The sequence below is a fragment of the Rariglobus hedericola genome, assembly GCF_007559335.1.
GTDB lineage: Bacteria > Verrucomicrobiota > Verrucomicrobiia > Opitutales > Opitutaceae > Rariglobus > Rariglobus hedericola.
Map to the genome: position 1 here is coordinate 934,591 of NZ_VMBG01000001.1, position 13,130 is coordinate 947,720.

The following is a 13,130-nucleotide window of genomic DNA, read 5'->3' on the forward strand; positions in this document are numbered from 1 at the left end:
TCTGTTCAAAGCGTGTTTTGTTCCCTTGGTAAATCCCGTTGTTGCTGAAAGGAAAGCGGGGCAGCCAGGGTGTGTTTGCTAAATAAACCGGACCAGCGTGAGTGAGAAAAGGCGCTCGGCCAAGGCGACCGAGGCGGAGGCGACCCAGAGGGTCGTGCCGCCGAGGGCAACGCCGGCCCAGTGCTTTTTCTCACTTAACTCGTAGAGCGCCCAGCGATGGGCTGGTTTATTTAGCAAACACACCCTATTCTGCACGGACATGGGATGGATCACTGATTTTTTCCGCCTCGCGTGGGGCCTCCTTTATTGGAACGCACGCAAGACGGTTTATCGCCGCCGGCTGAAACACGGCCGCGGTCGCTGCCCCTGCCAGCATCCCAGTGATTCGGGGCGCGCGTTCGAGACCGGCTGCGCGGCGATGATCCACTGGAACGAGCCCGCGCGCTTCCGGCGGGTGTGCCCGCTGCTGCAACAAACCGAGGCCGGCCCGTGGCGTTGCTCGGTGAACCGGACCGACGTGCGGCCGTTCTGGGGACGCGCGGGCGTGTTTTACGGGACGGCGTTCGTCACGTGTTACCTCGTGGCCGGGTTGTCGGCTTTCATCTTCATGCGCTCGGTCGGTTATCAGGTCACGTATGCCGGCGTGCTGTGGCCGCCGGCGTGGTCGAAGTTCACGCCCATCCGCACGGAGTTTTTCCTGCAAAAGTATCAGGCCGGCGTTGCCTCGGGCGACATGCAGTCGGCGGTCCTCGCTCTGTCCACCGCCTACAACCTTGATCCGACGAACTACGCGGCCGGCCGCCAGCTCGCCCACTTCTGGCAAGTGCCGCAGCCGAGTTTGTCCAACCAGGTTTACAGCCGCCTGCTCCACGAACACCCCGAAGAAGCCGAGGCGACCGCCCAAGTCTGGTTTCTCGCCCTGCTCGCCCGCGGTGATTTCCCCGCCATCGAAGCACTCGCCGTCGAACGCATCATCGCCGCACCCGATCAATCGGGCGCGTGGTTGAACGCGTTTCTTTTCGCCAACCGCCGCACGGGCAACGCCGCGGCGCGCGAACAAATCGCGACCACCGCGGGCATGCCGTCGACCGTCACATTTCTGCTCACGCTCTCGAAAGACCTGCAAAAAAACAAGCCCGACCAAGCCCGCGCGCGCTTGCTCACCGCCGCGGCGGGTGCAGGTGATGCGCTGTCTTTTTTCCAAGTGTGCCGTCAGCTGATCGACCGCGGGTTCGCTCAAGAGGCGCTCCAATGGATTGATAAACGCTCCAGTCTGCTCGGCCCGCGCGACCTGATCGCGCTGCGCCTCGACGCCATCGCCACCCTGCGCTGGGGCACGACGCTTCGCAGCGAAGTCGAAACCCTCCTCGTCACAAAACCCGAACCCGTGATCATGGAACTGCTCAGCGCCCACTTGATCCGCTATCCCGACGCAGCGGTGCGCGACGTGGTCTTCGCGCGCTTGGAACGTGATCCGCTGCCAATCGAAGCAACGAGCTACTCCGCGTATCTTTCTTTATTCTGCGCCGCGGGTGTGGGTCGTGATGAGACGCACCTCCGCTGGGTCTCCGCGCGGATCAAGCAAATCGTGCGCACCGATTTCCGCTCACTCGATCTCATCGGCGACACGTTGATGAACGCCTCCAGTAACCGGCGCGTGGAAAACTACCTGCAGGCATTGCAACCGCTGCCGTTGGAGGTCAGTTACGCGTTGTTCGACCACTACGCTCCCGTCCCTTGAGCACCACCCCGATCAATTTATCGTCACTTCGCCCGTCGGGCTGGATGGTGGTAACGCTGGCCGCCGTGCTCACGGTCGCGCTGTGCCTGCAAATGCTGCCGGAGTGGCTGCACAACCCCGATCTCTCGCACGGCCTGTTTGCGCCGGTGTTGTTTATCCTGCTGCTGCACGAAAGCCGCCGTCGCGGGCCGTGGCATTATCTCGACGACACCACCGGAACCCGCGTGCTGCGCGCCGCCGCACTCACCGGCGGCATCGTGGTCACCTGTGTCGCCGGTCTCTACGCCGCGGCCGTCGAATGGACGCATGCGCTCGTCGGTTTCTCGCTGGCGGTGGCGTTGTCGGGATTGTTGCTGGCGGCGCTCCTCTGGCTCTCGACCAAGCGGGTGCGCGCGCTGCCCTTTAATTGGACCTCGTTCGTCGCGGTTGCCTTGTGGCCGCTCTGCGCACCGATTCCGCCCGGCACGTATTCGCGCATCACGCTGCAACTCCAGTTGTGGGTGACCAACATCGTGCTCGAAGCGCTCCACCTGCTTGGCATAGCGGCATCGACCTCGGGCAACATCATCCAACTCGCGCACACCAACGTCGGCGTCGAGGAAGCCTGCAGCGGCGTGCGCAGCCTGCTCTCCTGCGTCGTCGCCGCGGTGTTCTTTTCAGCCACGCTCGTTCGCAGGCCGTGGGCTCGCGTGCTGTTGATCGCCCTCGCCCCGCTGCTCGCGTTCGGGATGAACATCATTCGTTCGCTCGGCCTCACGCTCCTCGCCAACGCCGGCGTGGACATCGGCGGCAAGTGGCATGACCTCACCGGATTCGCCGTGCTCGGCGTCACTGCAGTGATCTTGGGAGCGCTCGCTGTGTGGTTGGAAGACCCTGCGCGCGACACGCGTTCGCCCGAGACCATCGCAGCTGAACCGCAGCCCGCGCCCGTCGCGCCGTGGGGCATTCTTTCCGGTTACGCGCTCGCCTGTGCCCTGGTGGCGTTCTTCGTTCTCAACACTCACGGTCCGGTTCGCGAAAGCCGGCCGGCGCCAGACTTGGCGGCGATTCTTCCCGTTACGCCGACGGGCTGGGATATCGTGCGAACCGAAGACCTCTATCAGTTCACCTCGGTTCTTGAAACCGATCACCTCATCCAGCGCACCTACGTGCGTCGTCAGCGTAAACTCAACACCGACGAACCGCTGCAGATCAGCGTTTATATCGCCTACTGGTCGCCGGGTCAGGTGCCGGTGAGTCTTGTCGCGGCCCACACCCCCGCCGCCTGCTGGCCGGCCGGCGGCTGGACGGAGCAACCCGTCGCGCCGGTCGCGATCCCGTTTCAAGCCGGTTCACGCACCCTGCCTGCGCCCGAATATCGCGCGTTCACCCAATCGAACTTCCTGCAAAACGTCTGGTATTGGCATCTCTACGACGGCCGCTCCATCACCCAGAACGACCCGCGCTCCGCCGTCGCCCTGCTGAAACTCGCCTGGGACTACGGCTTTCGCACCGCCGGCGAGCAGCTGTTTGTGCGTGTTTCCAGCAACCACCCGTGGGAGGAAATCAAAGACGACCCGCTGGTCACCGGCATCCTCGACCACCTCCAACCCTTCGGCCTGTAACCACCATGCTTTTCCGTCTCACCGCCCGCGAACGCTACGCCCTCGGCCTCGTCGCCTTGTTGCTCGCCCTGGGCGTGTTGGGCTTGGTCATTCTTTGAACGTATTGGCCAAGTTTTTCGTTGCCGCCCCTCCGCCGCCGCCAAGCATCTCCCGACCGTGGTTCCCGACGCCGATTATCGCATCAAGCTCCCAGTCTTTGAGGGGCCCCTCGATCTCCTCCTTTTTCTGATCAAGAAAAACGAGATCGATATTTACGATATTCCGATCGTCTCGGTCACCCGCCAATACATCGACGTGCTCCATTCCCTGCGTGAACTGGACCTCGATATCGCCGGCGAATTTTTCGTGATGGCCGCCACGTTGATGGAGATCAAGAGCCGCATGCTCCTCCCCCGCGGACAAGCCGCCGTCGATCCCAACGCCACCGAGGAGGAAATGGATCCCCGCTGGGAACTCGTCCACCAGCTCCTCCAATACAAAAAGTTCAAAGAGGCCGCCGCCAAGCTCGACGAGCTCGCCGTGTTCCAACGCGATCTGCTCGCCCGCTACGTTTCCGAGCTCCGCCTCACCGAATCCGAACGCCCGCTCAAGAGCGTTGATCGCATCGAGCTCTGGAACGCGTTCAACATCGTCCTCCGCCGTCTCGCCGAGAAACTCGTCGTCGGCCAGATCCAGGACGAACAGGTCACGGTCTCCGACAAGATGGAGGAGATTCTTGAATACATCCGCACGCGGCAGAAATTCGTCTTCACCGATCTTTTCGGCGACCAGCAGATCACCGTCCGCCTGCTCGTTGCCACGTTCATCGCCGTCCTCGAGCTCACCCGTCTCGGCAAGCTCCGCGTCCGCCAGAACGACGCGTTCACCGACATCGAATGCAGCGCCCGCGACGACTCGCTCCCGCCGCCCGCCGCCGAGCCGGTTGAAGAAACACCGCCTCCCGTGACCGCTCCGGACGCACCGATCGCGCCCGAAGCGACCGGCTCCAATTTCGAAAAGCCGCTTGAAACACCCGTGGAAGCAAGCACCGTAACCGAGTGAGCAAACAGCCCCCCAAGTCCACTCGCAAAGCCCCGGCAAAACCCGCCGGATTGCTCGGCGTGGGTCTGGACAATGAGGACGGCCACAAGCGCATCACCAAGGGCGAACACTTTGTCCTCGTGGGCGGCTCCGAGGAAACCCACGGTCGCATGACCGAGACCACGTTGAAGACGTTTGAGGAACTTAAACGTCGCGATAAACACCTTGCTACGGTTGATGTCCGCGAGCTCGCCGAGATCATCCACAAGTCCACCCCGCGCTAAACCCTTTTTTACCCATTATGAACCTGAACCCCGACAGCCCGACCCCTAGCCCCGTCCCCGTGCCCCCGCCTGCGGCCCCCCACGCTCCGCTGATGCAACCGCCTGCGGCACTCCCGCCGACTTCGATTCCGTCCGCTCCTGTGCCTGCAGCCGCCGCACCCGTCGCGCCCGTCGCCGCACCTTACTCTCCGGTTCCCGGTCAGACCCCGCTTAAACTCCCCACCGCTCCCGCTGGCGGTCTGCGTGCGCCCACGCCGGTTGCGCCCGCGACCGCGCCCATGGGCCTGCGCCCCGCTGGCAGCCCTGTCCCGAGCGGTGCTCCCACCCTCAACAAACTTCCCGAGGCTCCGAAGTTCGTCTCGCCGATGCCCGTGATCGAAGAAACCGATGACTCCATCCCCGGCTTCCTGCCGATCGTTGCCGGCTTTGCCGCCGCGGTCGCCATCGCCTTCGCCGTTTTGCTTTTCCTGAAACGCTGATTCCTTTAACCACATGTCCGACAAAATCGCCCACCTGAACGCCGACACCTTCAAGACCGCCATCGCCTCGCCCGCCCCCGTCCTCGTGGACTTCTGGGCGCCGTGGTGCGGCCCCTGCAAAGCGATCGCCCCCATCCTCGCCGAGCTCGCCGACGAACTCGACGGCAAGGTGACGATCACCAAGGTCAACGTGGACGACAACGACGCCATCGCCGCCGAATACGGCGTGCGCGCCATCCCCACCATGCTCCTCTTCAAAGGCGGCGTGCTTGTGGAAACCCTCGTCGGCATGATGCCCAAGGCCACCCTCAAGGAAAAGCTCATCGCCAAGATCTGAGCTCCGAGGCCCACCGCCTCTCCTTAAAAAACCGCTGCCTCACCGCAGCGGTTTTTTTTGGGCCTTGATTCCTCAGCCCCAAATCAATCCGGCCGAAAGCACCAAGGCGTAAACGGCCAGATACATACCCGTCTGCCCGAGCAGGCGGATGAGCTCCGCAGGACCCGTCGCCCGCGCCAATCGGCGTGATTGTATCCAACCAGCCACCACACACACCACGGCGCCGGTAATCACGAAGGCCGGATGCCAGTCACCCGCGCCCACCGCCACCAAAGCCGCCAAGGCCAGCCCATGCCCCGTGATAAACTGTGCTCGGGCGAAGCGACGGCCAAAGCGCACGACGAGTGTGCGCTTGCCCGCCTTCGCATCGGTTTCCACGTCGCGATAATTGTTCACGACCAGGATATTTGCGGCCAGCGCACCGATGCCCGTGCCGATGATCCAAGCTTCCTGCGTGATCACGCCCGCCTGCACGAAGTAAGTGGCTCCCACCGCCACCAGTCCGAAGAAAATGAATACAAAAATATCGCCGAGGCCGTTGTAACCGAGCGGATACGGACCGCCCGTGTAAGCGACTCCGCACACGACGCTGGCAACTCCGATGATCAGCAGCGGCCAACCGCCATAAGCGAGCAACGTGAGACCGGTGGCAAACGCCACGGCAAACACCGCGATCATCGCGCGCTTCATCGTCGCCGGCGCAACCAACCCCGAGGCGACGGCCCGACGCGGGCCCACGCGCTCGGCGGTGTCGGCACCCTTCACGAAATCATAATAGTCGTTGGCGAAATTGGTCCCGATCTGGATCAACAGAGCAAAGGCGAGACACACCCCTGAGGCGGGTGCCTCGAAATCCCCGTCCCGCCACGCGAGTGCCGAAGCCGCGAGCACCGGCGCGATCGCCGCCGGCAACGTGCGCGGACGTGATGCCCCCACCCAAATCGAAAGGACCGAGGGAGCGGTAGAGGCGGCCGCCATGATTATGCGCGGCGGGATTGCCGGCCCTTTTTATTCAACCGCACCAGGCGCCGTTTGGTAATCGCGCTAAACAGGACCGGCGTAATCGCCAGTGCTGCCGCGAGCAGGGCCGAACGCGTCGTCGCCTGTTGTGGCAGGATCAGGCCGAAGCACACCTGGAGTCCGGCGAAGACAAAGAGGAAAATGGCCACGCTCGGCAGCACCAGATTGATCACCCAGATGGCAACGCACGCGAACAGCGCCGCCTTCCAACCAATGATGCCGAAGCTCAGGCCGAGAATAAAAAACACCGGGGCCGACAGCGTCACCTTACCCTCGAAGCGAACGGTCTGGATGACCACGGCCACGAACAAGAGGACGCACTGGAGAATAAAAATTTCCGTGCTCACGGATTTCACCGCCTCGGGCGCGCGCTCAAAACACGCATAGGAAATGGCCAGCGAACCCGCGATGGCGCGGAGGAAATCTACCCAGTTGCGCGGCTTGCTGAACTCTTCGCGATATTTCAGCGAGACATCGCGCGTGTCATGGTCGTCACGGCTCTGTCGCGAAGGGCGCGGAAGTGAAATCACCTTGCCGCCAAAACGGAGCCACTGGCGGGGAAGCCAGAGCAGTAACAAGGCGATGGGCAGCAGCCAATAATTGACGATCACTTGATTTGGAAAACGACGGGCGACTCAAGCCAGCCGGCCGATCCGTGTCAAAGGATCATGCCGGCGGCCACCGTCGCATTGCTGAATTCGTCGATCAAGATGAAGCTGCCGGTGTTGCGGTTGCGCTGATAAGAATCGGAAATCAGCGGCACCGCGGTGCGCAACTGGATACGACCGATGTCGTTCATACCGATCTCGAGATCACCCTCGGCCTTGTGAAGCGTATTGATGTTCACCTTGTAGCGCACGGCCTTGATGACCGACTTCGCTTCGCGCGTGGTGTGGCGGATGATGTATTTGCCGTTCGGCACGAGTTTCTTGTCGGAGAACCAGCAGATCATCGCCTCGACGTCCTGCGTGACGTGCGGCGGGTTGTTGGCCTTGGTGATGGTGTCGCCGCGGGAAACATCGATCTCGTCTTCGAGCGTCATCACGACCGACATTGGCGCGAACGCCTCCGCGATGTCGCCCGATGGACCCTGGATGGACTTGATGCGCGACGTGAGACCGGACGGCTGCGAAACGATCTCGTCGCCGACTTTGAAGACACCACCGGCCACGCGTCCCGCGAAACCGCGGAAATCATGGTGCTCGTCGGTATTGGGACGGATCACGGTCTGCACCGGAAAACGCGCGTCGATGTGGTTCACGTCGCTACCGATGTAAACGGTCTCCAGCGTGTAGAGCAGCGCACTGCCCTGATACCACGGCATCTTCGCCGAACGATCGACCACGTTGTCGCCGTGCAGCGCGGAGATCGGGATGAACTTGATGTCAGGGATCTCCAGGCGGGAGGCAAACTCGCTGTAGGACGCGACGATCTCGTTGAAGCGTGCCTCGGAATAATCGACGAGGTCCATCTTGTTCACGCACACCACGACGTGCGGAATGCGCAGCAGTGAAGCGATGAACGAGTGGCGGCAGGTCTGCTCGATCACGCCCTTGCGCGCATCGATCAGGATGATGGCGAGGTTGGCCGTGGAGGCGCCGGTCACCATGTTGCGCGTGTATTGGATGTGGCCGGGTGTGTCGGCCACGATGAACTTGCGGCGCGGCGTGGCGAAGTAGCGATAAGCGACGTCGATGGTGATGCCCTGCTCGCGCTCGGCGCGGAGACCATCGGTAAGGAGCGAGAGATTCAAATGCTCCTCGCCGCGCTGCTCGGTGGCGCGCTCGATGGCGTCGAGTTGGTCTTCGAAGATCGACTTGGAGTCGTAGAGAAGACGACCGATGAGCGTGGATTTGCCATCATCCACGCTGCCCGCCGTGGTGAAACGGAGCAGGTCCATGGCGAGGTAATGCTGGTCGGTGTGCTGGTGGGCGGGAGCGGGCGTGGAGGCGGTCATTCTCTGGAAATTGATTTCGATTTTTTTAGGTCAAAGGCGCGCAGGCGCGAAACGCTGCTTAGAAATAACCCGCCTTCTTGCGGTCTTCCATGGCGGTTTCGGAGCGCTTGTCGTCGGCACGGGTGCCGCGTTCGGTCTGTCGCGCGGAGGCGACTTCCTGGATGATCGCGCCGAGATCGGCGGCGTCGGACTCGACGGCACCGGTGCAGGTGCTGTCACCGACGGTGCGGTAACGCACAGTGCGGGTCTCATACTTCTCGCCTTCGAGGAGCGTGATGAAAGGCGATTTGGAAAGGAGCACGCCGTTGCGATTCACAATTTCGCGCTGGTGCGTGAAGTAGATCGACGGGATGTCGAGCTTCTCGCGGGCGATGTATTGCCACACATCCATCTCGGTCCAGTTGGAGAGCGGGAACACGCGGAAATGTTCGCCCACGTTTTTGCGTCCGTTGAACAGATTCCAGAGCTCGGGGCGCTGGTTCTTCGGATCCCACTGGCCGAACTCGTCGCGGTGCGAAAAGAAACGCTCCTTGGCGCGGGCCTTTTCCTCGTCGCGGCGGGCGCCACCGAGGCAGGCGTCATAACGAAACTCTTCGATGGTATCGAGCAGCGTGATGGTCTGAAGACCGTTGCGAGACGGGTTGGGCCCCTTCTCTTCCTGGGCGCGACCGGCCTTGATGGAGTCTTCCACGTAGCGAACGACCAGGCGGCTGCCGGTATCCTTGGCGAGCCAGTCGCGGAACGTGATCGTCTCCTCGAAATTGTGACCGGTGTCGATGTGGACGAGCGGGAACGGAATCTTGGCGGGAGCGAAGGCCTTTTGTGCGAGGCGCACCATGACGATCGAATCCTTGCCGCCCGAGAAAAGCAGCGCGGGTTTCTCGAACTGCGCGGCGACTTCGCGCATGATGAAGATGGCCTCGTGTTCGAGTTGGGCGAGATGCGTGAGGTTGTAGGAACTCATTACGATTATTGGAAAGTGATGCGCGGAACGACCGCGGCGTGAAGTTGCGCCAGCGAGGCCTCGGCCGGACCGGCTTCGGTGTCGATCACGAGTGCGTCGACGTCCTCGGCGGACGCAGGCTCGAAGGAAGAATCCTTGCCCGTGAACTGCTGGACGCCACCGGCGCGGGCCTTGGCATAGAGCCCCTTGGGATCGCGCACGGCGCAGGTTTCAAAGGATGCGGCCACGTAAACTTCAAGGAAGTCGTCCGCACCGACGATCGAGCGCGCGAGCTGACGATGGGCGCGCAACGGCGTGATAAACGCCGCGATGACCACGACGCCGGCCTGCACGAAGAGCTTGGCCACTTCCGCGATACGGCGGATGTTTTCGGCGCGATCGGCATCGGTAAACCCGAGATCACGGTTCAGACCGACGCGGACGTTATCGCCGTCGAGCAGATGCGTCACCCGACCCTCGGCATGAAGTTGGCGCTCCAAGGAAATCGCCAAAGTGCTCTTCCCCGAGCCGGACAATCCATAGAGCCAGATCACCCGCCCACGCTGTTTCAGTTTAGCTTCTTTATCAGCCCGGCCCAGAACGCGGTCAAAAATGGGATAGAGGTTGTCGGGCGTAGAAGCGGCCATGAAGTTTAGTAAACTGATGACCTTTCAGAGGTAATCTTTTCCGTGCAAGATAAAATTCCCTGAACCCAATTCAAACTATGGTTTAAAATACTCTGCATCAGGAACATTCAATTCCTGCTCCAATTCACGAATTCTTTCCAACACTACCGGAGCCATGGCGGAATCGACCTGGAATTCGGTGATGCCTTTGGCCGGATCCGCCTTTTTCGGCAGTTTGGGATAGAGCTCCTTAAGCCAGGCATAGGCTTCGGCCTGCCGGCCCAATTTGCGCAGAAGCTCGGGATAAATGCGCGCCGCATAATAAGGTGCGTTCGCTTGCAAGGACGCCTTCCGGTAAGCCTCGGCGGCGGATGCGGTGTCCTTGAGGCGGTTCAGATAAACGTTGGCGATCTCCACATACAGCAGCGCGGAATCCGGATGATGCCCAAAGGCTTCATTGAGGTATTTCAAGGCCACCGCGGATTGCTGTTCATCGATCTGGCGTTGGCGGGTCTGCGGAACCTTGTCGTAACCACCCTCGGCGCTGATGCGCCAGTTGGGCATGTCATAAGCGATCATGCGTGAACCGTTTTGCCAGAAATACAGCGGCCGCGGATCAATCGCCGTGACCAGCTTGATGAAGGTCTGCGTGGCCGGCAGATCGTTATCCTCCCAAACGGAGTTCGTCTTGATCCAAAAGAAATCCGCCACGATGGCGCGGAAGCCGCCGAGCAGACCGACCGTGACGCCCTGCCCCAGCGCGCCCTGCAACGAATCCAGTTTCAACGCGGGTTGCTTGCTGCGCACGAATTCCCACGCCGGTTGCTCAAACGGACGCACCGCGATTCCGGCGACGGTCAGCACGACCACCACCAACAGCCCGGCCCACAACGGACGAAAAGCGGCGAGGTTAGATTTCACGATTACGGAAGCTGTAAACCGCGAGACCGCCAATCACCGCGATGTAGATGAACGCATAGCCGGCCACGCGAAGAAACACCTGCGTATCGATGCCTTGGCCGATGCCGATCTGGTCGGTCAGATTGAACACTTGGAAGTTCGGGAAAACGTAACCCAACAACTGCACCAGCAAGCGCAGCGGCAGCGCGGCGACCTGGCCGTAGGCATCACGAGCGAGATATTGCAGATGACAGATCACCAGCACGAAGAAACCCATGACCACCGTGTAGAGATTGGTATTCGAAAAACTGGCGATGAGCAGCGTGATCGCCGCCAGCACGCCAAACTTCAACCACTGCAAGATACCCATCAAAACGAGGTCACCGTAATGAATGATTCGCCCGCCTTCAAACGCATCGGGATTCGCGTTCATCAACGTCGTCTCGCGATGATACAACAGCCCGAGCAGCAAGAGAGTCGTCAGTGCGCAAAACACACCTACGACCGCGAACACACCTAGGAATTTCCCAAAGATAAACTCCGTGCGCCAGATCGGCTTCGCCAGAATGGTGAGCGCAGTGCGATTCTCGATCTCGCTAAAAAACAACTGCGCCGTCGCGGCAATGGTCAGCGTCGAGCCGAAGAACACCATCGCGCCGAAACCGAAATCGGAGATGAACTTCAACTCGGACGAACCGAAGTTGAACTCGCGGAAAAGCTGCGCGCTGGCTACCAAGGCGACCGCGAGGAGCAGCAGGAAGTTGAACAGCTTCTGGCGCACGGCCTCGAGGAAGGTGTTACCCGCCACGATGCCGAGACGGCCCAGTGAAAACGGAACTGTGCGTCCGGTGGATACAGTTGTGACGCTCATTTGATGTCTCCTCCTTTTTGCGGACGGGATACTTTGCTAAGAAATAGTTGATCGAGTCGCGTGCGCGGCTGTTCGACGGCATTCAGTGCATGACCGCGGGCCGCGAGCCATCCGCGCAACTCCTCGAGTTCGGCTGGTGGCAATGAATCCACGATGAGCGACTGACGGTTGCTCACGCCCACGAGTTCGTTGACCGATCCCTCCACGATGAGCTTTCCCTTGTCCAGAATAGCGACGCGATCACAGATGTCCTCGATCTGCGCGAGCAAGTGCGAGGTGATCAAAACAGTTTTACCCTGGGTTTTGAGTTTAAGAATGAGTTCGGAAATCTCCGCCGATCCCACCGGATCCACACCCGCGGTCGGTTCGTCCAAAATGATCAGACGCGGATCATGCACGAGCGCCTGAGCAAGGCCGATGCGCTGCAACATGCCCTTGGAATAAGTGCCCACGCGACGATGCGAAGCACCGCTCAAGCCCACCCAATCGATGACCTCGCGGACACGATCTTTGAGGATTTTTTTCGGCACGCCGCAGATCCGCCCGTAGAACCGCACGAGTTCTTCACCGCTCAGATAACGATAAAAATAAGGTGCCTCGGGCAGATAACCGACATTGAGACGCGAATCGACGCGGCCACTGGGCACACCAAAGACTTTGCACTCGCCAACGGTGGGATCGAGCAAGCCGAGGATGATCTTGATGGTCGTGCTCTTGCCGGACCCGTTCGGCCCGAGCAGACCGAAGACCTGGCCCTCGGGGACGTTAAGGGTGAGGTTTTCGACCGCGCGCAACTTAATGCCGCGCAGGTTAAGGGCGAAATCCTTCGTCAGACCGGTGATCTCGATCGCGGAGGCGGGGTTGGTTTGGGTCATTGGATGCGAAAGTCCTGATACTTTGCGGGGCCTTGGGCAGAGGTGCGTTCGACGCGACGGATGTAGCCATGCATACGCTCCTCCACGGCCGTTACGAACGCATTTACATCGCGAAGGTTCCCTTGAACTTCGAGTTGCACGCGTCCGTCGGTCTGATTGCCTACGCGTCCCGTCACTTCAAATTCCTTGGCCACCTGCAGCGTGGTGTAGCGAAAACCCACGCCTTGGACATGACCTGTGAAGTAAACCGTCTCGTGATGAACATCTGCCATGAATAAAGGCGGGAAAATAGCGGGTCATCCGCGCGGGATTCAACTCGCAAAGTCAACGGAGCGAAATTCCTGCGCAACTGCCGCCGGCACCCTGTTTCGCGACCGCCCCCTGCATCGACGCCGTCCTGTCGCCAGCAGCCTGCGAAGCATTGGATAAATCGCGGAATTTTCGTTGCATTTTAGGACCTCCGGCGCAGCTTG

The 13,130-nt window shown here is 61.0% G+C and carries 16 protein-coding genes; 6 read left to right on the forward strand and 10 right to left on the reverse strand.

The genetic code is table 11. The features are described 5' to 3' along the window. Positions 1 to 78: 78 nt before the first annotated feature. The gene (locus FPL22_RS04160; protein WP_144228843.1) at positions 79 to 261 is read right to left on the reverse strand and encodes a hypothetical protein; all 183 of its coding nucleotides are present in this window, start codon (positions 259 to 261) and stop codon (positions 79 to 81) included. Between FPL22_RS04160 and FPL22_RS04165 the strand changes: the two genes are divergently transcribed. The 6 genes from FPL22_RS04165 to trxA all read left to right on the forward strand — a co-directional run bounded on the left by FPL22_RS04165 (position 260) and on the right by trxA (position 5,465). Then, the gene (locus tag FPL22_RS04165) at positions 260 to 1,741 is read left to right on the forward strand and encodes a tetratricopeptide repeat protein (protein WP_144228844.1); all 1,482 of its coding nucleotides are present in this window, start codon (positions 260 to 262) and stop codon (positions 1,739 to 1,741) included. The genes FPL22_RS04160 and FPL22_RS04165 overlap by 2 nt on opposite strands. Beyond that, positions 1,738 to 3,345 (forward strand): exosortase/archaeosortase family protein, encoded by a 1,608-nt coding sequence (locus FPL22_RS04170; protein ID WP_144228845.1) that lies wholly within the window; start codon positions 1,738 to 1,740, stop codon positions 3,343 to 3,345. The genes FPL22_RS04165 and FPL22_RS04170 overlap by 4 nt, the downstream gene beginning before the upstream one ends. 156 nt (positions 3,346 to 3,501) lie before the next feature. Further along, positions 3,502 to 4,386, forward strand: a complete 885-nt coding sequence (locus FPL22_RS04175; protein ID WP_144228846.1) for a segregation and condensation protein A — start codon at positions 3,502 to 3,504, stop codon at positions 4,384 to 4,386. Next, positions 4,383 to 4,649, forward strand: coding sequence for a hypothetical protein (locus FPL22_RS04180; RefSeq protein WP_144228847.1), 267 nt, complete (start codon positions 4,383 to 4,385; stop codon positions 4,647 to 4,649). Before FPL22_RS04175 ends, FPL22_RS04180 begins: the two co-directional genes overlap by 4 nt. Before the next feature lie 17 nt (positions 4,650 to 4,666). Continuing rightward, the gene (locus FPL22_RS04185; RefSeq protein WP_144228848.1) at positions 4,667 to 5,128 is read left to right on the forward strand and encodes a hypothetical protein; all 462 of its coding nucleotides are present in this window, start codon (positions 4,667 to 4,669) and stop codon (positions 5,126 to 5,128) included. 13 nt (positions 5,129 to 5,141) lie between these two features. Beyond that, positions 5,142 to 5,465: a thioredoxin gene (gene trxA, locus FPL22_RS04190; RefSeq protein WP_144228849.1), complete on the forward strand. Its 324-nt coding sequence runs from the start codon at positions 5,142 to 5,144 to the stop codon at positions 5,463 to 5,465. Positions 5,466 to 5,537: 72 nt separating this feature from the next. On the opposite strand, the gene FPL22_RS04195 is transcribed toward trxA, so the two are convergent. The 9 genes from FPL22_RS04195 to FPL22_RS04235 form a co-directional block, all read right to left on the reverse strand. After that, positions 5,538 to 6,443, reverse strand: a complete 906-nt coding sequence (locus tag FPL22_RS04195; protein WP_144228850.1) for a 1,4-dihydroxy-2-naphthoate polyprenyltransferase — start codon at positions 6,441 to 6,443, stop codon at positions 5,538 to 5,540. A 2-nt stretch (positions 6,444 to 6,445) separates the two neighbouring features. Then, positions 6,446 to 7,096, reverse strand: a complete 651-nt coding sequence (locus FPL22_RS04200; protein ID WP_144228851.1) for a hypothetical protein — start codon at positions 7,094 to 7,096, stop codon at positions 6,446 to 6,448. A gap of 47 nt (positions 7,097 to 7,143) precedes the next feature. Continuing rightward, complete coding sequence (locus FPL22_RS04205; protein WP_144228852.1) at positions 7,144 to 8,442, reverse strand: sulfate adenylyltransferase subunit 1; 1,299 nt, start codon at positions 8,440 to 8,442, stop codon at positions 7,144 to 7,146. A gap of 58 nt (positions 8,443 to 8,500) precedes the next feature. Next, positions 8,501 to 9,406, reverse strand: a complete 906-nt coding sequence (cysD, locus tag FPL22_RS04210; protein ID WP_144228853.1) for a sulfate adenylyltransferase subunit CysD — start codon at positions 9,404 to 9,406, stop codon at positions 8,501 to 8,503. Between the two features lie 5 nt (positions 9,407 to 9,411). Beyond that, positions 9,412 to 10,032 carry an adenylyl-sulfate kinase gene (gene cysC, locus FPL22_RS04215; RefSeq protein ID WP_144228854.1) on the reverse strand — a complete coding sequence of 207 codons (621 nt, stop codon included), beginning with the start codon at positions 10,030 to 10,032 and terminating at the stop codon, positions 9,412 to 9,414. Between the two features lie 75 nt (positions 10,033 to 10,107). Further along, entirely contained in the window at positions 10,108 to 10,932 is an 825-nt protein-coding gene (locus tag FPL22_RS04220; protein WP_238991310.1) for a tetratricopeptide repeat protein, read from the reverse strand. After that, positions 10,922 to 11,782 carry an ABC transporter permease gene (locus FPL22_RS04225; RefSeq protein ID WP_144228855.1) on the reverse strand — a complete coding sequence of 287 codons (861 nt, stop codon included), beginning with the start codon at positions 11,780 to 11,782 and terminating at the stop codon, positions 10,922 to 10,924. Before FPL22_RS04225 ends, FPL22_RS04220 begins: the two co-directional genes overlap by 11 nt. Further along, complete coding sequence (locus FPL22_RS04230; protein ID WP_144228856.1) at positions 11,779 to 12,657, reverse strand: ABC transporter ATP-binding protein; 879 nt, start codon at positions 12,655 to 12,657, stop codon at positions 11,779 to 11,781. The genes FPL22_RS04225 and FPL22_RS04230 overlap by 4 nt, the downstream gene beginning before the upstream one ends. Continuing rightward, the gene (locus FPL22_RS04235; protein ID WP_144228857.1) at positions 12,654 to 12,929 is read right to left on the reverse strand and encodes an acylphosphatase; all 276 of its coding nucleotides are present in this window, start codon (positions 12,927 to 12,929) and stop codon (positions 12,654 to 12,656) included. The genes FPL22_RS04230 and FPL22_RS04235 overlap by 4 nt, the downstream gene beginning before the upstream one ends. Between the last annotated feature and the right edge of the window lie 201 nt (positions 12,930 to 13,130).

Bases quoted from the DNA above. Each gene is read 5' to 3' on its own strand.
- FPL22_RS04165 (WP_144228844.1), top strand. From the start codon at position 260: ATGGGATGGATCACTGATTTTTTCCGCCTCGCGTGGGGCCTCCTTTAT.
- FPL22_RS04160 (WP_144228843.1), bottom strand. From the start codon at position 261: ATGTCCGTGCAGAATAGGGTGTGTTTGCTAAATAAACCAGCCCATCGC.
- FPL22_RS04185 (WP_144228848.1), top strand. From the start codon at position 4,667: ATGAACCTGAACCCCGACAGCCCGACCCCTAGCCCCGTCCCCGTGCCC.
- trxA (WP_144228849.1), top strand. From the start codon at position 5,142: ATGTCCGACAAAATCGCCCACCTGAACGCCGACACCTTCAAGACCGCC.
- FPL22_RS04195 (WP_144228850.1), bottom strand. From the start codon at position 6,443: ATGGCGGCCGCCTCTACCGCTCCCTCGGTCCTTTCGATTTGGGTGGGG.
- FPL22_RS04205 (WP_144228852.1), bottom strand. From the start codon at position 8,442: ATGACCGCCTCCACGCCCGCTCCCGCCCACCAGCACACCGACCAGCAT.
- cysD (WP_144228853.1), bottom strand. From the start codon at position 9,406: ATGAGTTCCTACAACCTCACGCATCTCGCCCAACTCGAACACGAGGCC.
- cysC (WP_144228854.1), bottom strand. From the start codon at position 10,032: ATGGCCGCTTCTACGCCCGACAACCTCTATCCCATTTTTGACCGCGTT.
- FPL22_RS04225 (WP_144228855.1), bottom strand. From the start codon at position 11,782: ATGAGCGTCACAACTGTATCCACCGGACGCACAGTTCCGTTTTCACTG.
- FPL22_RS04230 (WP_144228856.1), bottom strand. From the start codon at position 12,657: ATGACCCAAACCAACCCCGCCTCCGCGATCGAGATCACCGGTCTGACG.
- FPL22_RS04235 (WP_144228857.1), bottom strand. From the start codon at position 12,929: ATGGCAGATGTTCATCACGAGACGGTTTACTTCACAGGTCATGTCCAA.